At 29.0% G+C, this 19,426-nt stretch carries 22 protein-coding genes; 16 read left to right on the top strand and 6 right to left on the bottom strand.

The genetic code is table 11. The features are described from left to right. The first annotated feature begins 64 nt into the window (after positions 1-64). Positions 65-1,036, top strand: coding sequence for a helix-turn-helix domain-containing protein (locus AC5SL4_RS04330; RefSeq protein WP_027307053.1), 972 nt, complete (start codon positions 65-67; stop codon positions 1,034-1,036). A 5-nt stretch (positions 1,037-1,041) separates the two neighbouring features. Here AC5SL4_RS04330 and AC5SL4_RS04325 read toward each other — a convergent pair whose 3' ends face one another. Together AC5SL4_RS04325 and hisI are read right to left on the bottom strand one after the other, a co-directional pair. Further along, positions 1,042-1,416 (bottom strand): DUF2237 family protein, encoded by a 375-nt coding sequence (locus AC5SL4_RS04325; RefSeq protein ID WP_018414286.1) that lies wholly within the window; start codon positions 1,414-1,416, stop codon positions 1,042-1,044. After that, entirely contained in the window at positions 1,417-1,884 is a 468-nt protein-coding gene (gene hisI, locus AC5SL4_RS04320) for a phosphoribosyl-AMP cyclohydrolase (protein ID WP_027307052.1), read from the bottom strand. Positions 1,885-1,961: 77 nt separating this feature from the next. Between hisI and folE the strand changes: the two genes are divergently transcribed. From folE to AC5SL4_RS04305, 3 genes are read left to right on the top strand one after another with little or no spacing between them, the layout of a single operon-like run. Continuing rightward, positions 1,962-2,570: a GTP cyclohydrolase I FolE gene (folE, locus tag AC5SL4_RS04315; protein ID WP_006996650.1), complete on the top strand. Its 609-nt coding sequence runs from the start codon at positions 1,962-1,964 to the stop codon at positions 2,568-2,570. Between the two features lie 20 nt (positions 2,571-2,590). Next, positions 2,591-3,592 (top strand): oxidoreductase, encoded by a 1,002-nt coding sequence (locus tag AC5SL4_RS04310; protein ID WP_494587150.1) that lies wholly within the window; start codon positions 2,591-2,593, stop codon positions 3,590-3,592. Then, positions 3,592-4,482, top strand: coding sequence for a LysR family transcriptional regulator (locus tag AC5SL4_RS04305; RefSeq protein WP_494587148.1), 891 nt, complete (start codon positions 3,592-3,594; stop codon positions 4,480-4,482). The genes AC5SL4_RS04310 and AC5SL4_RS04305 overlap by 1 nt, the downstream gene beginning before the upstream one ends. Here the strand turns inward: AC5SL4_RS04305 and AC5SL4_RS04300 are convergent, their stop codons facing one another. Then, positions 4,483-5,916, bottom strand: coding sequence for a helix-turn-helix domain-containing protein (locus tag AC5SL4_RS04300; RefSeq protein ID WP_006996653.1), 1,434 nt, complete (start codon positions 5,914-5,916; stop codon positions 4,483-4,485). Positions 5,917-6,027: 111 nt separating this feature from the next. Between AC5SL4_RS04300 and AC5SL4_RS04295 the strand changes: the two genes are divergently transcribed. From AC5SL4_RS04295 to AC5SL4_RS04250, 10 genes are all read left to right on the top strand, one after another. Then, positions 6,028-6,189: a hypothetical protein gene (locus AC5SL4_RS04295; RefSeq protein WP_006996654.1), complete on the top strand. Its 162-nt coding sequence runs from the start codon at positions 6,028-6,030 to the stop codon at positions 6,187-6,189. Between the two features lie 45 nt (positions 6,190-6,234). After that, positions 6,235-7,509: an isocitrate lyase gene (gene aceA / locus AC5SL4_RS04290; protein ID WP_494587147.1), complete on the top strand. Its 1,275-nt coding sequence runs from the start codon at positions 6,235-6,237 to the stop codon at positions 7,507-7,509. Positions 7,510-7,944: 435 nt separating this feature from the next. Beyond that, complete coding sequence (locus AC5SL4_RS04285; RefSeq protein WP_494587146.1) at positions 7,945-8,964, top strand: extracellular solute-binding protein; 1,020 nt, start codon at positions 7,945-7,947, stop codon at positions 8,962-8,964. A gap of 74 nt (positions 8,965-9,038) precedes the next feature. Then, entirely contained in the window at positions 9,039-10,655 is a 1,617-nt protein-coding gene (locus AC5SL4_RS04280) for an ABC transporter permease (RefSeq protein ID WP_006996658.1), read from the top strand. 4 nt (positions 10,656-10,659) lie between these two features. Beyond that, a complete protein-coding gene (locus AC5SL4_RS04275) occupies positions 10,660-11,718 on the top strand; it encodes an ABC transporter ATP-binding protein (protein WP_020169555.1) in 1,059 nt (352 codons plus the stop codon). Positions 11,719-11,737: 19 nt separating this feature from the next. After that, a complete protein-coding gene (locus AC5SL4_RS04270; protein WP_494587145.1) occupies positions 11,738-12,436 on the top strand; it encodes an AzlC family ABC transporter permease in 699 nt (232 codons plus the stop codon). After that, the gene (locus AC5SL4_RS04265; protein ID WP_006996661.1) at positions 12,436-12,753 is read left to right on the top strand and encodes an AzlD domain-containing protein; all 318 of its coding nucleotides are present in this window, start codon (positions 12,436-12,438) and stop codon (positions 12,751-12,753) included. Before AC5SL4_RS04270 ends, AC5SL4_RS04265 begins: the two co-directional genes overlap by 1 nt. Beyond that, entirely contained in the window at positions 12,723-13,670 is a 948-nt protein-coding gene (locus AC5SL4_RS04260; protein ID WP_027307050.1) for a DMT family transporter, read from the top strand. Before AC5SL4_RS04265 ends, AC5SL4_RS04260 begins: the two co-directional genes overlap by 31 nt. A 44-nt stretch (positions 13,671-13,714) precedes the next feature. Continuing rightward, complete coding sequence (locus AC5SL4_RS04255; protein WP_006996663.1) at positions 13,715-14,083, top strand: TlpA family protein disulfide reductase; 369 nt, start codon at positions 13,715-13,717, stop codon at positions 14,081-14,083. A 138-nt stretch (positions 14,084-14,221) separates the two neighbouring features. Then, positions 14,222-14,647, top strand: coding sequence for a hypothetical protein (locus AC5SL4_RS04250; RefSeq protein ID WP_006996664.1), 426 nt, complete (start codon positions 14,222-14,224; stop codon positions 14,645-14,647). A gap of 9 nt (positions 14,648-14,656) precedes the next feature. Here AC5SL4_RS04250 and AC5SL4_RS04245 read toward each other — a convergent pair whose 3' ends face one another. Genes AC5SL4_RS04245 through AC5SL4_RS04235 form a run of 3 tightly spaced genes read right to left on the bottom strand, consistent with a single transcriptional unit; the run spans position 14,657 to position 17,980 of the window. Further along, the gene (locus AC5SL4_RS04245; protein WP_006996665.1) at positions 14,657-15,670 is read right to left on the bottom strand and encodes an MBL fold metallo-hydrolase; all 1,014 of its coding nucleotides are present in this window, start codon (positions 15,668-15,670) and stop codon (positions 14,657-14,659) included. Between the two features lie 39 nt (positions 15,671-15,709). Continuing rightward, the gene (locus tag AC5SL4_RS04240; protein ID WP_494587144.1) at positions 15,710-17,026 is read right to left on the bottom strand and encodes an MATE family efflux transporter; all 1,317 of its coding nucleotides are present in this window, start codon (positions 17,024-17,026) and stop codon (positions 15,710-15,712) included. After that, positions 17,027-17,980, bottom strand: coding sequence for an ADP-ribosylglycohydrolase family protein (locus AC5SL4_RS04235; RefSeq protein WP_006996667.1), 954 nt, complete (start codon positions 17,978-17,980; stop codon positions 17,027-17,029). A gap of 51 nt (positions 17,981-18,031) precedes the next feature. Here AC5SL4_RS04235 and AC5SL4_RS04230 point away from each other — a divergent pair, with 51 nt between their 5' ends. After that, entirely contained in the window at positions 18,032-18,745 is a 714-nt protein-coding gene (locus AC5SL4_RS04230) for a class I SAM-dependent methyltransferase (RefSeq protein ID WP_006996668.1), read from the top strand. Then, positions 18,721-19,425, top strand: coding sequence for a formylglycine-generating enzyme family protein (locus AC5SL4_RS04225; RefSeq protein ID WP_494587143.1), 705 nt, complete (start codon positions 18,721-18,723; stop codon positions 19,423-19,425). Before AC5SL4_RS04230 ends, AC5SL4_RS04225 begins: the two co-directional genes overlap by 25 nt. The last annotated feature ends 1 nt before the right edge of the window (position 19,426 follow it).

Below are 19,426 nucleotides of genomic sequence, written 5' to 3'. Positions count from 1 at the left end.
TAGATGTTCATTTTGGGTTGACTCTTGCTTAAATCATGTCCATTTTGGGTGGAAATATAATTTTATGAAGAAATTATTACCCGAAGTATCAAAGCAAATCCACAGTGAGGATATACTAGAAGTAATTGAGAAAAACTTTGTTTCGATAATGCCTGTTTGGGTACCACTACAATTAGCTTGGGTTAATAATGTTTACAGAACTTTTCATGATTATGAAAAATTTATGATCATTATGCATTTATTAATGAACACATTTGAAGCTTATTCAAAGAATTTTGTGAAGTTAAATTATGAGGAGTATTTTGATCAAAATGAGGTTGAAATAGAAACAATAAATGTAATAGAGATATCCAAATCACTTAATATACCAAAAGAAACTACTAGAAGAAAAATTAATGAATTAGAAGAAATCGGTGTAATAAAAAGAGTAAATAGAAAGATTATAATTGATAGAAACACTTGGCCAAGCATTAAACCTGAAGAAACAATAAAAAGAATGACGAGATTTTTATCAACTCTTTCAAATATATGTGTTGAAGAAGGGATAATATCAGAACCATTCAGCAGTGAACGTTTAACAGAAACAAGCAAGGAATATTTTTCATTTGTTTGGAAACTTTATTATGAAATGCAAATGCCTATGTTATTAGGATATAAAAAAGTTTATGGCGATCTAGAATCCTTTCATATTCATGGCATTTGTTTAGTCAATCACGCTTTGCACTCAAAAAAAAATGATAATAGTGAAATGAATAAAGAATTTTACTTAGAAAAGTACTTCTTTGCTGAGCAAAAGGATGAAGTAGGTGTTAACGCAATGTCTATCTCAGATATTACAGGTATCCCAAGAGCTACAGTTATTAGAAAATTAAATATATTATTAAAACAAAAATTTTTAACAATAGATAGTAAAAAACATTATTCTATAACAGGAGTTCACCAAAAAAAAATATTAGACGTACAAAAAAATACCCTAAACAACTTATCTAAATTTTCTACAAGTATTTATAATTTAAGTTTAATGAAAGATAATTAAATTAATTAAGATAAATCAATAGCATTTTTCTTTAAAACCTCCATTGAAACAAGTTTTAAAGTTTTTTCATGTGTTCTTTTTAAATAAACAGGGCATGGTTTTCCAGCATCAGCAGCTCTTGCATACCAACTAGCACATACACACCAACCATCTCCAGCTTTTAGACCTGGAAACCCAAATTCAGGATGAGGAGTTATTAAATCATTCCCAGCTTCTTTACACCACTCTAAAAATTCTGTTGTAACTTTTGCACAAACCGTATGAACGCCGTGATCATTTTCATCTGTACTACAACAGCCATCTCTATACCACCCTGTTAAAGGATCGTTAGAGCATTCTTCTAGATCCTCACCTAGAACATTTTTTTGATTGTCACTCATTTAAATTTTTGTAGGATTGGGTTGACCTTTATAGACAACCTCAGGATCAAAAGATTTTTCTTTTTCTTCAAATTTCATTTCAACTTCTCTACCATTTTCAATTGGTCCCAGTGGAATTGATCTATAAAAACATGATCGATAACCAACATGACAACTTGAACCATCACCAATATCGACAGTTAACCAAACTGAGTCTTGATCATCATCAATTCTAATTTCAGTTACTTTTTGAGTAAAGCCACTAGTTTTGCCTTTGTGCCAAATTTGCTGTCTAGATCTACTAAAATAATGAGCTTCTTTAGTCTCAATGGTTTTTTTAAAAGCTTCAACATTCATGTAACCATGCATCAAAACATCTTTAGTTTTTGAACACATTGTAATAACTGGAATTAATCCATCATTATCAAATTTTGGTGAAAGGAGTTTGCCCTCCTCGATTTCAACTATATTTTCTCTTTTTTTAAACATAATTAGGTAATTATGTAGCATATTGTTAGATATATTAAATATTTTAAAAACAATGATTTACTGTATAAAGTTGCCTTATGAAATTAGTCGAAGACACAGATAGCAAGATTTTAGATACCAAAAAAGTTTCTGACAAAGAAGCTGAAGAGGCTTTTAAAACTATTTTAACTTGGATGGGTGAAGACCCTAGTAGAGAAGGGTTATTAGAAACTCCCAAAAGAGTTGTTAAAGCATTTAAAGAATATTTTGGTGGATATACTGAAGATGCTGAAAAAATTTTAGAGAAAACCTTTGGTGATGTTGAAGGTTATGACGACATGGTTGTTGAAAAAAATATTTCAGTATCAAGTCATTGTGAGCATCATATGGCTCCAATAGTTGGTACAGCACATGTTGCTTATATTCCAAATGAAAGAGTTGTAGGTTTAAGTAAACTTGCAAGAGTAGTAGAAGTTTTTTCAAAAAGATTACAGACACAAGAAAGATTAACAATGCAGGTTGCTCAAGCTTTAATGAATTCATTAGATGCAAAAGGAGTTGCTGTTACAATTGATGCAGCACACCAATGTATGACAATGAGAGGCATTAAAAAAGAAAATGCAACAACAGTTACAAATTATTTCTTAGGAGAATTTAAAAAAGATTTAAGTATTCAGAATAGATATTTAAGATTTATTAGTAAGTAACCTTCCTAAGGGAGAAAAGCATGTCGGATAATTTTAAAGCACTAGTTCTTAATCAAGAAGGTGAAAATTTTACACGAGAAGTAAAATCAATAGATAAATCATTTTTAAAACATGGTGATGTACTTGTTCAAGTAGATTATTCAGACTTAAACTATAAAGATGCACTTATTTTAAATAATGGGGCAAAATTAGTAAAAGAATTTCCGCATATACCAGGTATTGATTTTGCAGGTACTGTTTTAGAAAGTGATAATTCAAAATTTGTAAAAGGAGATGAAGTGATCCTTACAGGTTGGAGAGTGGGTGAAATTTACTTTGGTGGTTATTCTCAGTTTGCTAAAGTTAATGGAGATTACTTAGTTAAAAAACCAAAAGATATCTCATCTAAACAAGCAATGATTTTAGGGACTGCTGGACTAACAGCATTATTATGTTCTTTTGCAATCAAAGCTAGAGAAGAACTTTTGTTAGGTGAAAAAGTAAAAGATGTTTTAGTTACTGGTGCATCCGGTGGTGTTGGAAGTATTGCAGTGATGATTTTAAATAAATTTGGTTATGATGTTACAGCTGTTACTGGAAAAGCTGAAAATGAAGAATACTTAAGATCATTAGGTGCAAAAAACATAATAAATAAAGCAGATCTAGATAAAGACGCTAGACCATTAGACAAAGGTTTATGGGACGGTGTTGTTGATACTGTTGGTGGAAAAATACTTGCTAATGCACTTGCACAAACTAGAGACAATGGAATTGTTGCAGCTTGTGGTAATGCTTCTGATTATAAATTAAATACTACAGTTATGCCTTTTATTATTAGAGGTGTTAAACTTTGGGGAATTAATTCTGTTACAGCATCAATTAAAAGAAGAGAGTTTGTTTGGAATGAAGTTAAAGATCTTATTGATTTCGAACAATTAGAAAAATCAATTAAAACAGTAAGCTTAGAAGATTTAATAGACATATATCCAAAAATGTTAAAAGGTGAGACATCTGGACGATATATTGTTGACCTTAATAAATAATGGATTGGGATAAATTAAAAATATTTCATGCAGTTGCAGAAGCGGGAAGCTTTACTAACGCAACAATAAACCTAAACTTAAGTCAGTCAGCAATTAGTAGACAAATTCAATCTTTAGAACAAGATCTTAAAGTACAACTCTTTGAAAGACACGCAAGAGGTCTTACATTAACTGAAAATGGTGAATATTTATTTAAAACAGCTCATGATGTAATTAGTAAATTAAAAGAGGTTGAATCAACCCTGGGAGATCAAAAAAATAAACCAACTGGTAAATTAACTATTACAACAGTTAGAAGTTTTGGTACCCACTGGTTAACACCTCGTATTCAAGAATTTATGACTTTAAACCCTGAAATAGAAATTGAATTAATTTTTGAAGATAAGGAATTAGACTTAAGTACGAGACAGGCAGATATAGGTATTTTCATGAGAAGACCTAAGCAGCTTAATTATATTCAAAAAAAATTAGTGGATTTAAAATATTATATTTATGGCTCTAATAAATATTTAGAAAAACATGGGATGCCTAAAACTATTTCAGACCTTAATAAACATAAATTCATTTCATTTGGAAAAGGAGCACCATCTCCTGTCTATGATCCAGATTGGGTTTTAAAACTTGGAATTAAAGATGGTAAAAAAAGAAAACCAGTAATGAAAGTTAATAGTGTTATGGGTTTACTTTTAGCAGTTGAAGCTGGTGTAGGTCTTGCAGCACTTCCAGAGTATTTAGTTTCAAATTCAAATAATATAATAAAAGTACTTCCTAGTTCGGAAGGACCTATAACAGAGGCTCACTTTGTCTATCCTCAATCACTTAAAAACACAGCAAGAATAACCGCTTTTAGGAACTTTTTGTTTAGTAAAATTGGTGATTGGAAGTCTTAATTAACTAGACTTATCATTAACATAAACTGAAACACCTCTAGAATTGATATCTACATCAAATTTTTTGTGTAAAGGTGGAAACGCTCTTTGTGGACAATCCAATCTATCACAAGTTCTGCAAGATACACCAATGGGAATTTCTGTAGTTTTATCACTTACATTAATGTTTTCAGTGTACACAAAATCTTTTGCATACTTTGCGTCACAACCTAGTCCAATTGATAAAATACTTTTTGATTGACCAAATCGTCCGACACCTTTTTCAACTGTTCTTGCAATACACACATATTTTTCACCATTAGTCATTTTACTAACTGCTGCTTGAATAACACCGGGTCTTGTGAAGGCTGAATAAACATTCCATCTAGGACATGCACCACCATATCTTGGTATATCAATTCCTGATAATGAAAATCTTTTTGAAATATTTCCAGCCATATCAACTCTTAACATGTGAAAAGGAATTCCAGGTAATTTTGGGTCTTGTAAACATGTTACACGGTGAGCAACTTGCTCAAAAGAAGTTGCAAATGTATTTTGTAAAAGTTCCAAGTCATATTTTAATTTTTTACATTCAGCATGAAAGGGCTTGTAAGGCATTAAAATTGCAGCACCACAATAATTCAATAATGCAACTTTAGTTAATTTTTTAGACTCATCTGATGGAAAAGAAAATTTTGATAAATAAATATCAATATCTTTCATTGCTCCTTCTTGAGCTATCTGAGCTGCTGCATGAAGTTTTTTTGTTTCTAGGGAACTATAATCACTTAACAAAAGTTCTTTTTTGCTCTTATTATAGATTTTAGAAAAAGGCTTTCCTTCTTCAGGTAAAATATCTTTTACTGTAATTGAATATTCTTTATTTAAATACTCACATAACGCAATATATCGAGTTCTATTATTTTTTTGAATTTTATCAAAAACTTTATTTGCAAATTCTTCTAATTTTGGAAAATAGTTTTTATGCTGTTGAAGAAAATCAGATATTACTTCGCCAGGAAAAGAGTTTTTTCTATTATCCACTATCTTACCTGAAATTTTTTCTATTTTATCAATTAGTTCGTGATCTTTCTTTTTAAGAATATCTCCTAATCTAACAAGGGCTCTACCGATCTTTGGGTTTGTGCCAACAAGGTCTTTAACTTCAGGACCAAGAATATCTAAGTCTTCAAATAATTTATCATCTAAAATTTCTGAAATTGTATTTTCTAAATTAATATCTGATTTTGAAGTTAAGTCTGAAAGTTGAATATTTAATTTTTCACAAACCTTAAGTAATAAATCTCCATCTATTTTTCTTTTTCCACTTTCAATTAAATTCAAATAGCTTGGAGAAATTCCTAGATCCTCTGAAAGTTTATTAGCTTGCAGTCCTAACTGCCTTCTAAAAGCTTTTATTTTTGGACCTATTTTAATATCTAATTGACTCATATAAGTTATTTGTAAATTTTGTAAATTTTAATTTACAATAAATTATGTTGTTTTACAAGGTTTTTAACGATTTTGTTGGAATTTGTAAATTTAGTAAATTATAAAGTTTACATGGACGATAAAATTAAAAATACTGAAAATGAAGCTCAAATCATAAGAGAAGAAGACATTTCTCAATATAATGCAAAAGGCATTTATATGAGAGATGATCACTGTGATTGGGGCTCAAGTGGAATGGATGCTTTAGTTGATCAAATCAACGACAGTAATTAATTCGTTCACTTAAAATATTTTCACAACATAACAGTAAAGGACTAAATGAGTGCTGAGAACATCTCATACGATTTAAAAAGATTTGCAGGAATTAAAAGAGATTATACCCCAGAAGAGGTTGAGAGATTAAGAGGTTCATTTAAAATTGAATACTCTATGTGTAAACACCAATCCAAAAAATTATGGGATTTGTTAAATTCAGAAAATTATATTAATACATTGGGATCTCTATCGGGAAACCATGCTATTCAACATGCGAAAGCTGGATTAAAAGCAATTTATTTAAGTGGATGGCAAGTAGCAGCTGATGCAAATACAGCTGGTGAAATGTATCCTGATCAATCTTTATATCCATATGATAGTGCACCAAAATTAGTTGAGTCTATGAATAATGCATTAATTAGAGCAGATCAAATTCAGCATATGGAATTACAAGATGGTGAAATGAAATCAAAAGATAGAACAGATTATATGTTGCCGATTATTGCAGATGGTGAGGCAGGTTTTGGTGGTCCATTAAATGTTTTTGAATTAGCAAAAAAATTTATTAAAGCAGGTGCGGCTGGAGTTCACTTTGAAGATCAATTAGCTAGCGAAAAAAAATGTGGCCATATGGGTGGAAAAGTTTTAGTTCCAACTGGCACTATGATTAAAAACTTAAAAGCTGCAAGACTTGCAGCGGATATTGCAGATGTACCCTTAATAATTTTAGCAAGAACAGATGCTAATGCTGCAAAATTAATTACGAATGATTTTGATGAAAATGATAAACCATTTTTAACTGGTGAAAGATCACCAGAAGGTTTTTATTATGTTAAACATGGAATTGATCAAGCAATCTCCAGAGGTTTAGCTTATGCTCCTTATTCAGATTTAATCTGGTGTGAAACTGCAACACCAAATCTTGAGGAAGCAAAAAAGTTTGCAGATGCAATTCATGAAAAGTTTCCTGGTAAATTATTAGCTTACAACTGTTCTCCCTCGTTCAATTGGAAAAAGCATTTATCAGATGCTGAGATTGCAACATTTCAGCAAAAAATTAGTGAGATGGGATATAAATTCCAGTTTATAACTCTTGCAGGATTTCATACTCAAAATATTGCAATTTTTGAACTTGCTGAAAGATATAAAACAGAAGGAATGACGGCTTATTCTAAAATCCAAGAGCTTGAATTTGCTAGAGAAAAAGATGGTTACACAAGTGTTAAACACCAACGAGAAGTTGGAACGTCTTATTTTGATGCAGTTTCAAATACCATAAGTAGTGGAAAAAGTTCTACAACTGCTATGGCAGGATCAACAGAATCTGAACAGTTTTAATTAGTCTTTAATAAGCTTTCTAAATATGATTATATATTTGGATGTTTATAAGTAGTTTACTTTTAATTATTCTCTATATTTCTCACAGATACATTGTTGCTTGGATTATCTATTACAATAATACAGATGAACGTTTTGGTAATTCTGTATGGCGTTGGTCATATGACTATCAAGTAATTGGAGAAAGAGATGTTTCAGACCTTGATGATAAGCCATTTGTAAGAAAAAGAAGAGTTAGAAACCGGGCTGTCTCAATAATGTACTGCAATTTCTTTATAGGGTTTTATGCATTCATGTCTTTCCTAAGTAATCTGCTTATCCGGATATTAACTTAATTAACCATTGTAAACTGCGTCAATAAATGCGATTGATAATCATTCGCAATGTTAATAATAAGCATTCTAAACTAATCAAGGGTAAAAAATAAAGGAAAAAATGAAAAAAATTATACTTATTATATTAACCTTGAGTTTTTTTAAAAGCATGACATTAGCTAATGAAGTTAATGTTTTTAGTGCAAGACATTACGATTCAGATATCCAGCTTTACAATAAATTTACATCTCAAACTGGAATTAAAGTGAATGTCATATCCGGCAAAGATAAATCTCTTCAAAAAAGAATTATAGAAGAAGGAAAAGATTCAAAAGCTGATCTTTATATTACAGCTGATGCTGGAAAGTTAGGACTTTTCGATTTAAAAGGGATGTTTCAAAACTCTATGTCGCCAGCAATTAAATCTGCAGTACCGGCAAACTTTAGATCTAAAAATTGGACAGGAATAGCTAAAAGAGCACGAATAATTTATTACTCTCCAGAGAGAGTAAGTGACAATGATCTTAATGGATTGACTTATGAAGGTCTTGCTGATCCTAAGTGGAAAGGTAGAATTGTTATAAGACAATCTAATAATATTTATAATCAATCTCTAGTAGCTTCATTAATAGATAATAATGGAAAAGAGAGCACTACTATTTGGGCAGAAAATTTGGTTAAGAATATGGCTAGAGACTCAAAGGGAAATGATAGAGCTCAGATTTTAGCTGTAGCAGCTGGCGAAGCTGATATTGCTGTTGCAAATACTTATTATTACGCACTTATGCTTTCTGGTAGTAAAGGTGCAGAGCAACAAGAGGCTGCAAAAAAAGTATTACCATTTTTCCCAAATCAGGGTGATAGAGGAACACATATGAATATTAGTGGAGGTGGAATATTAAAATATGCTCCAAATAAAGATAACGCAATTAAACTGTTAGAGTTTTTATTAACTAAAGATGCTCAACGACATATTGTTAATAATACGTATGAATATCCAATGATTGAAGGTGTTGAGCCTCATGGATTAATTACACAAATGGGGTTTAATTTTAAACAAGACCTTAAAACTAAAGTAGCTAATTACGGAAAAAATCAAGCTATCGCATTAGAGATAATGCTTAACGCGAAGTGGAAATAAAGAGGTTATAACACAGCGCGCTTTTAATATTAAGTTAATTACCCTGCTTGATGTTATTAGTGCGTTGTTAAAAAATGGGTAATAAGATTAACATTTGGTATTTTAGTTCTTTTGTCATATCCATAATTGTAGCTGTACCCATTATAACTGTATTCAGTAGTTTCTTTGAAACAACTGGAGACTACGTTTCAGTTTTAAAAAATACTTTTCTTTTAGATTATATTTATAATTCATTAATACTTTTGACAGGTGTTTTAACCTTAACTTTTATTATAGGAGTTGGTTGTGCTTATTTAGTTTCATTTTATAAATTTCCTGGTGTTAATTTCTTTAAATGGGCTTTAATCCTATCTTTTGCAGTACCAGCCTATATTTATGCATATTCATTAACTGCTTTTTTTGAAAACTATGGAACGGCTTTTTCAATTTTAAAAAACTTATTGGGCGAGGGAAATTACAACGCTCATATTCCAAAGTTTGATGGAATGTTAGGCGCAATAATTTCAATATCATTTTCACTATTTGGTTATATTTACGTATTAACTAGAGCATCATTTCATTATCAGTCACAAAACTTAATAGAACTTGGTAAAAACCTTGGCTTTTCTAAGCAAAAATCATTTTTTAAGATAATCTTACCTTCGGCAAGACCTGCAATAGTTGCTGGCCTTTCTTTGGTTGCAATGGAGACCTTATCAGATTTTGGTTCTGTTTCATTTTTTGGAGTGTCGACTTTAACAACAGGTATTTATAATGCATGGATATCTTTTGACGATCTTACTTTAGCAAACAGGTTATCATCTTACTTGTTAATTTTTATACTTGGACTTTTTGTTATAGAAAATCTATCTAGAAAAAAAGCTCAATATCACACATCATCAAAAGGAGGGTTTAAATCAAAATCTGTAGTTCATTTATATAATTATAAATCAATTTTAGCGTTTTTATTTTGTACGTTAGTATTTTTCTTAAGCTTTTTATTTCCAGTTTTTCAAATGTTATATTGGACAATTATTTTTCCAAAACACTTTTTAGATTTAAATTTAATTGAATTATTCTCAAATACAATGTTGTTAGTTTTTTTATCGTGTTGCTTATTAATATTATTAGCCTTTATTTCAAACTATGGAAACAGAGTTTCAAAAAGTAAATTTTTAGAAGCATTAAATACATTTTCTATTTCCGGATATGCAATACCTGGAATTATTTTAGCTGTTGCTTTTATAACATTTATTTCATGGCTAGATCTTAATATGATTAATTACCTTGGAACAGAATCGATAAAATCTATTTTCATTGGATCTATTTTAGGATTGGTTATAATTTATTTTATAAGATTTTATTCCTTAGCTAATAACGGAATTAAATCTGGCTATCTAAAAATTAATTATTCTATAGATGAGAGCGCATATCTTCTTGGTTATTCAAAATTTAAAACATTTAGAAATATTCACCTTCCTTATTTAAAGAATTCAGTTTTATTAATAGGTATTTTGTTAACAATTGAAATAATCAAGGAATTACCGATTACCTTGATTATGAGACCATTTAACTTTGAAACCTTTGCAACAAAAGCGTATATTTATGCTTCCCAAGATTTACTTGAAGCTGCAGCAGCGCCATCATTACTGCTTATACTTATTGCAAGTTGCTTTATTTTAATTACATCTAGATATATCCTTAAAGATTAAACTTATGACAAAAAATTTCTTAGAAATAAATAATGTAACATTTGCAGCAAGTGCACAAAGTAAAGTGAACAATGTTTCTCTAACGATTGAAAATCAAGGAGACATTGTTTGTTTGTTAGGACCATCTGGTATTGGTAAAACTACTATACTTAGAACAATTGCAGGTTTAGAAAAAGTACAGTCTGGGAAAATTATCTTAAAAAATAAAATTTTGTCATCTGATAATACTCATATTGAACCTGAAAATAGAAATATTTCTATGGGGTTTCAGGACAATTCCCTTTTTCCTCATTATACAGTTTTAGAAAATATAAAATTTGGTGCAGATAGAAATAAAAAGAAGAAGAAAGGTTTAAATTTAAATGAAATAAATAAGCTTCTTCATATCGAGCACATTGTTGATAAATACCCACACCAGATAAGTTCTGGAGAAGCTCAAAGAGCCTCATTAGCAAGGTCTTTGTTATCTAATCCTGATTTATTGTTATTAGACGAGCCTCTTTCAAATGTAGATCAGAACTTTAAAGAAGAAATACAGGTTAAATTAAAGCAAATTTTAACAGAGCATAAGATTACAACAATTATTGTAACACACGACTCTTATGAGGCTTTTTATTTGGGAACTAAATGTGGAATAATTTTAGATGGTCAACTTAAGCAATATGATGACCCATATAATGTTTACCATTTTCCAAACTCAATAGAGGTGGTTAATTTTCTAAATCGAGGGATCTTAATCCCAGCAAAAGTTACAGGTGAAAATAGTTTAGAAAATGATGATCTTGGAACAATAACTGGAGATTTTATAAAACATTATCCAAAAGGATCTGAAGTTCAGCTTTTATTACAGCCTGAGGATCTTGAGCATGATGACAAAAGTAATTTAAAATTAGAAGTTGTGGATAGAAAATTTAGAGGAACAAATTTTATCTATACTCTTAAAACTGCAAGTAATAGATTAGTACCTGTTTTTGTTCATTCACATCATATTCATCAGCATGAAGTTGACGAAAAATTTGGTATAAAGAGACCAATTAATATTGATCATATAGTTTGTTTCTAATACAAAATCCTAAATTAAAATGAATAAAAGATTTAAAACATTGTCCAAGGGGATTATTGATGTAAGCCCTTTAATGATACCGGTAGTTCCGTTTGGAATTATATACGGCGTTATTGGAATGGATGTGGGTTTGAGTGCCTATATGACATTTGGTATGTCTATTATAATTTTTGGTGGAGCTTCTCAAATTGTTTTATTACAATTATTCTCTGGCGGTGCATCATCATTAGTTACAATCACATCAGTTACCGCAGTAAACTCTAGACATTTACTATATGGTGCGGTTTTTTCTGAATATCTTTCTCACTTAAAACTGAGATGGAAAATTATATTATCCTATGTATTAATTGATCAAGCATTTGCTGTTTCAAATATTTATTTTAAAAAAAATAAAGAAAATAAATTTAAACACTACCATTTATTAGGAGCTGGTTTTACCTGTTGGACTATTTGGCAGATATCAACAATTTTAGGTATAGTTCTTGGATCGGTAGTACCTGAAGAGTTAGGTTTAAGTTTTACTATTTCTTTAACATTTTTAGCTTTGTTAATTGATGATTTTAGAAAGTATAAAAATATTATTGTAATGTTAGTCTCAGGAATTGTTGCTACTGTTGGGTATAATACAATACCATTTCAAGCTTACATTATTATAGCAACACTGTCAGCTTTATCGGTTGCTACTATAATCACATTAATTGACCGGAAGAAAAAGTAATGCATTGGACGACAATTATTTATTGTGGAATTTTGACTTACCTAACTAGATTTTCTATGATTTTTTTCTTAAAAAAAGATATTCTAAACGAAAAGACAAAAAAAGTTTTGTCTTACGTTCCATCAGCCATTTTTCCGGCAATAATATTCCCTCCTATATTTCTTGATGCCACAGGATCTATAGATATTGATAGTAATCCCAAGATACTAGCAGCTATAATTGCGATAATTATTGGATATTTTAGTAGAAGTATTATTGTAACTATTCTTGTTGGACTTGCCTCATATTGGTTCTTGATTTTTGTATATTACCAATAAAAAAGCCTATATTTACTCACAAAATGTTTCCTAAAGTTAAAATTAACAATGAGTTATTGGGCATACTTTATATGCTTTTATGTCAGTTTTCATTTGCAACAAATGATGCTTTTGTAAAAAACATATATGAACATTTCGATGAAATATTTGTTTTAAATCAAATAATTTTTATAAGAGGGATTTTTACACTACTATTTATAGTATTATTTCTTTACATAAAAAAACAATTAAATTTTAAGTTAATTTTTTCTTCGACAGAACTAAAGATAAGAGGGCTTCTTGAATCTTTAGCCGCATTATTTTTTTTTATTGGTATTGCCTTACTACCGTTTGCAAAAGTTTATATTCTATTAAGTATGGCACCAATTATCTTAACTGCATTTGGGGCAATCTTTATGAATGAAAAAGTAAGATGGAGAAGATGGAGTGCTGTAATTTTAGGTTTTATTGGAGTGGTAGTAGTTGTTAATCCAGGGAAATTAGAGTTTGGTTATTATTTTATATTTCCAATCTTAGCAGCAATCATGCTTTCAATTAGAGACATGTACACAAAAAATTTTAAAAAAGATTATCACAGTCTTCAAACTGCATTTATGACATGTTTTGTTGTGACTATTTTTTTTGGAATATTAAGTATTTACAAATTTTATGATTTTACGTTAAAAGATATTTTTATTTTATTTATTTCTGCTTTTTTTTTAGCAATGGGTTATATTTTTTCAATTGCAACTATCAAGATTGCACTTGTGTCTGTTACATCAACTTTTAGATATTCAGTGATTTTATGGGGCATTATTTATGGATATTTTTTATTTGATGAAGTTCCTTCGACTAATAGTTATATTGGAGCATTAATTATTATAATTAGTGGTTTAATTATCATATCGAGACAGAAACAAATTGGGGTTATAAAATAAAACAATGAGTTGTTAATTAACTATGTATCTTATACATTAAGACTATGAAAAAAATATTCATCATAATTTTTACACTGATTTCATTTAACTCATTTGCTGTAGATAAAAGTACTACTTTTAATAATGAAATTTTTGAAAAAGCGCAACTTGATGGAAAAATAGTTGTTATAAATTCTTGGAATGAAACATGCACAACCTGTAAGGCTCAAATTAAGATCCTAAATCAAGCTGAAAAAGATTTCGAGGACATCCTCTTTTTAAGCTTCGAGCAAGAAAAGCATAAGACTATTGCAAAACAGCTAGGAATTGACTATTGGACAACAATTGTAATTTACCAAAATAACAAAGAGGTCTATAGAAGCATTGGTCAAATGAATAAAGACAAAATTTATTCTGCTATAAAATCTCTTTAATTTTTAAACAACATCAACATAGTAAAGTTAAAAATAATCGTATTTTAAAGATTTTATTATCTTGTATATTACAGTTTTAGTAGTAGATAATCAGAAATTATACCCATTTAATAACACTTATTTACACACTCTATAAAAATGAAAAAAAAGAAAATTGTTAAAGATAGCTACATTGTAAGAACAAAAAAAAGAATACTTAGAGACACAATAGAAACAGAAAAAAAATATACTACTAATTTTAAAGACATTAGAAATTACTTTAAGATTTTTAATAAATCTTTATTTAATAATAAACTCAACCCTTTTAATGATGTAATGATTAAAAGAATAGTAAGAGGATCAGGGCAATGTGTTGAATATATCTCTTATAGAAAAGGTACAAATAAATTTGTACTTGAGATGATGCCTAAATATAAAAATAAAATGGAATTTTTAAATACCTTGTCACATGAAATGGTTCACTTATGGCAACAAACAATTAAAAAAGATACTGGTAATCATAATAAATTATTTTTTAGTTTTAGAAATAAATTTAAAAGATTAAATTTAAAGTTAAGTTATTAAATTCTAATTTTATAAATCTAAACCTTCTTTTTTCCAATTCTTAAGACCACCAATTAAGTGAAAACAATTGGTAAATTGATAAGATTTTGATAATTGAACTGCTAGAGTTGATCTATGACCATGTGCGCAATAAAATAAAATTCTTTTATCTTTTAAAGTATTTTTGTTTTGTTGTAGATACTCGTTAATTTCTGGAAAACGAACCACTGTACTATTTTTAATCATACCATCTTTATCTATTTCATTTTGCTCTCTAAGATCAATTAAAATTGACTGAGCATCATTTTTAATTTCATTAAATTTTTCTGGTTCGACACCGTTATTTACTTTTTGTCTATTAAAATCTATTCCTAATTGTAAATTACTAGGAACTGCAACATCCATCATACTTGGATTAGGCAAATTTAAATTATTCATAATTTCGATATATTGATCTGCAGAACTTACCTGCAGTCTTGGGTTGAATTTTTTTTCTTCTATTATGGTACTGACCATCTCTCCTTTATAATCATGAGCAGGGTAAATTAATGTTTCATCTGGAAGTTTTAAAAGTTTATTAAAAATAGAATTATACGAATCTCTTGCATTTCCATTTTGAAAATCTGTTCTACCGGTTCCTCTAATTAATAATGCATCTCCAGTGAAAACCCTATCATTCATTAAGAAGCTAAAACTTTCTATGGTGTGACCTGGGGTATAAATTGCCTGTAATTCTAAGCCATCAATTTTAATTGTCTCTTCATCGGCAACTTGCATTGCAACCACATCAGCAGGGGTTTTGTCACCCATTACTGTAACGCAATTCGTTTTATCTCTTAGTTCGGCAATACCTGAGATATGGTCAGCATGGATATGAGTATCAATAACTTTTACTAACTTTAAATCTAGTTCTTTAAGAAGCTTAATATATTGTTCAACATTTTCTAACACTGGATCAATGATTAAGGCCTCTCTTCCTTTTGCAGAAGCTATTAGGTATGTAAATGTACTTGAGACTTTATCAAATAATTGTCGAAATAACATTGATTTACAATATCATTTTATTGAGGGTAGTTGAATTTATTAAGTAGTACGAAATCTTAAATAAATTTTGTCTAAATAATAAAATAAAGATAAAGCCCTTAGCACCATAAACAAGCATAAAGATATCCAGATACCTGTATTACCCATTAATTTTGTTAAATATAAAGACATTAATAGATAAGAAAATACAGAAAAAATCATGGCATTTCTAAGCTCTTTTGTTTGTGATGCACCAATAAATATTCCATCAAATTGATAACAAAATGATGAAATTAAAGGCATTAGTATTAGCCATACTGCATAAGAAGAACTTAGATTTCTAATAGTTTCAATATCAGACATTAGTGTAATGACGTGTTTGTTAATAAAAAAATAAATTATCGAAATAATTAATCCAGTAAGGGTGCTTAAAATAAAAGAGTTTTTAACAATTTTTTTAAACAAGCTTATATCTTTTTTACCTAAGGAATAACCAACCATACCTTCGGTTGAAAATGCATAAGCATCAAGAATGAAAGCAGACAAAAAGACCAGGTTAATAAGAATTGCATTTGCTGCAATGTAATCTTCACCTATTTGACTGCCAAGGTAAGTAAACCAAAAAAATGAAAAAGTTAGTAAAATGGTTCTAATAAATATATTTAGATTAATATTAAAAATGTTTTTAAGTTTATTTAGATCTATTAATTCATTAATATTGATATTGATTTTAGACATTTTATTTAGATACCAAAATGTATAAATTAAAAAAGATGTAGATATCAAAAGTGCAGAGACTAAAGTCCCATAAGCAACCCCTTTGATATTTAAATCAAATTTTGAAACAAAAATAATACTTAAAATTATATTTAGAATCGAAAAAAGACCAACAGCTAAACTTGAAATTTTAGTTTTCTGTAATCCAACAAATAAACCAGTTATAATGTAAAGGGTTAACTCACCAGGCGCTGAATAAATTCTTATTTGAAAGTAATCCTGGTAAAATTCCCTAGTAGTGTCTGATAAATTAAAAATACCCACACTTAGATTAAATATAAAACTTTGTAATAAAATTAAGATCAATGAAATTAGCAAAACAAAAACTAAATTTCGAATAACAATATTAAATATTTCTGTATAATCTTCTTTTCCATAGGCTTGTGAAACCAATCCAACGGTTCCCATTCTTAAAAAACCAAAGCTCCAAAAAATCATAGAAAATAAATTAGCAGCCACTGAAGTTGCTGATAAATATGATAAGTTACCAAGGTTACCCATTAAACCAGTATCAATAATACCAACTAATGGAATAGCCAAATTTGCAAAGAAAATTGGAATAGATAATTTTAAAATGTATTTAATGGATGGGTTTTGCATTTAAGCAATAAATTTCAGTATAGATTTTGCAGGATTTGTTTTTTTTATCCAATCCTGAGGAATACCTTTTAAACCTTTATAAGCTGCAAAATAAGCACCGACAAAATTAGCACGAGAACAATTGCATCCACCAGCTTTAATTGTTTTAATAACCGCAGTTTTAAAACTTTTAGAGGTTATGATTGCATGTATTCCTCCATTAAAAGTACCTGGATAACTACATGCTTTACCAAATTTCTTTACAACAAAATTGTGGGGTTTTGATTTTACCTTTTTAACTTTTTTGATGTTTTCAATGACATTTTTAAAGTATTTATTTTTTATATTTTTTCTTAAAAAGCTATTAACTGGATCCTTGTCCCCCTTATCAGCTAAATCAATAATCTTAAGTTTTGCCAATGCAAATTGTTCGCTAATTTTACCATTAGCAACCGTTCTTATAATTTGTTTTGTTTTGTGGTCAGAATTATTTGAAAAATAAAAGGGTAGGCTTGCACAATACCCATCAGACTCGTTAACTTTAGTCCCACCTGTGATAGTTTTTTTTAATTTAATATTTTTGATAGTTTCTAAAATATTTTGATGGATCCATGGACCTTTCATGGCTGTTTTCCACTTAATCTTTTTGTATTTTTTTCTTAAAGATAAATTTTTCCAATATTTTGACCCTGGTCCAAAATTTTTGACAATATTCTTTTTAAAAAGTTTAATAACCTCTTTATGATTAGTGGTCTTAGTTAATGTTTTAAACATTACTTGACCCACATCATTATATCCTGAAACTTCACCTGTTTTAATAGAGTAGAATGGGGATCTATTTTGTTTAAAGAAAGCAATATTTTTTTTTCCTTTAATATAAGATTTTAGTTTTTTTTCATCATACACCCAGTGCAAAGGTCGGGCTGCTGCATCTGCAACAGTTGCGCCAAGAAATATATGCAACTTTTTAAACATGAGTTACTAATACTTTATTTAAATATAAGTTAAAATGTTTTAAATTAGGTAATGTTAAGTATAAAAAATTGGGATAATAAAACTTGGATTTCATCAGCTAAATATATCCAATCATTCAATAATTTTTTATTAAAACAAAAAAAACTAACTAAACACTCAAAAATTCTAGATATTGGTTGTGGCCGAGGTAAGATAATGGGTTCGTTATCCTCTAAACTCAAATTAATTAATAAGCCTGTTGGACTTGATATTGAAAATCACAAAGATTTTGACAAAAGAATCGTTTTTAAAAAAACAAATGCAATCAAATATCTCAAAAATAATAAAAAAAAATTTGATTTAATACTGATCAAGCAAACAATTCATTTATTTAATTTAAAGGATATTAAGAAGATTTTAGCCCACTCATATTCTAGTTTGAACATTGGAGGAATTATTTTAATCTTAACCTTAGATACAAAAGATAATGAAATACCCACATTTTCTTTGATGAAACAAAAACTTACTCAATCATTTAAAAGAGACAATCTTATTTGGAAAAAACTACTTCAACTTAATATTAAAAAAACTATCATCAAATTTAATTTTAAAGTTAATATCAAAAAAAATATTTACTTAAAGATGATAAGACAACGTTATATATCAACTTTATTAAAGTTTAGTTCACTTCAAATTTTAAATGGCATTAATGAAATTAACCTAAAATATAAAAAAAATATTTTATTCAACGATAAGCTTAAATGCATAATATTTACAAAAGTATAAAGTATTTCTCGATATTTATATTAATCTTACCAATTAAAGTATTTAGTTTTGAAAATGAGAAAATTAACTTTGGAAAATTTTCACTAAATAAATATGAAGTAACAATTATGGAGTTTAATAATTATACAATTAAAAACGAAGTCATTACAGAAGCTGAAAAAAATGGTGGAGGTTACGAATGGGGTGCTGGTTGGGTTAAACGTGATAATTGGAATTATAAAACACCTTATGGAAAAAAACCTGATAGTGAATTAGAGCCCGCTGTTCATCTAAGTAGATTTGAAGTTGAGAATTATTGCAAATTTATAAATGGCCGATTGCCTACATTTGAGGAATGGTCTTATGCAGCTTACACTCAAATATTTGCATCCAATAAATTTGATAAAAATAAAACTTATAGATACCCTAGTGGAGATATAGCTAAAGAAATGAACTCCCAAGGTTTATTAAATTATGACAAGCATGTAGATGTCACAATATTGCCAGAAGGCGTAAATGGATTAGTTGCTATGGGTGGTAATGTTTGGGAGTGGGTGGATGATCAAGAAAAAAATAATTCTTTAACAGCAGGGGCCTCCTGGTGGTATGGAGGTTCAAAGACCAGTATTAATGGAGCTCAATATAAACCCTCGAACTTTTATGCAATCTATGTTGGTTTTAGATGTGCATTTGATAATTAAA

This window comes from Candidatus Pelagibacter sp. PS_02 (assembly GCF_059418065.1).
This window is presented reverse-complemented; position numbering and strand designations above follow the sequence as displayed.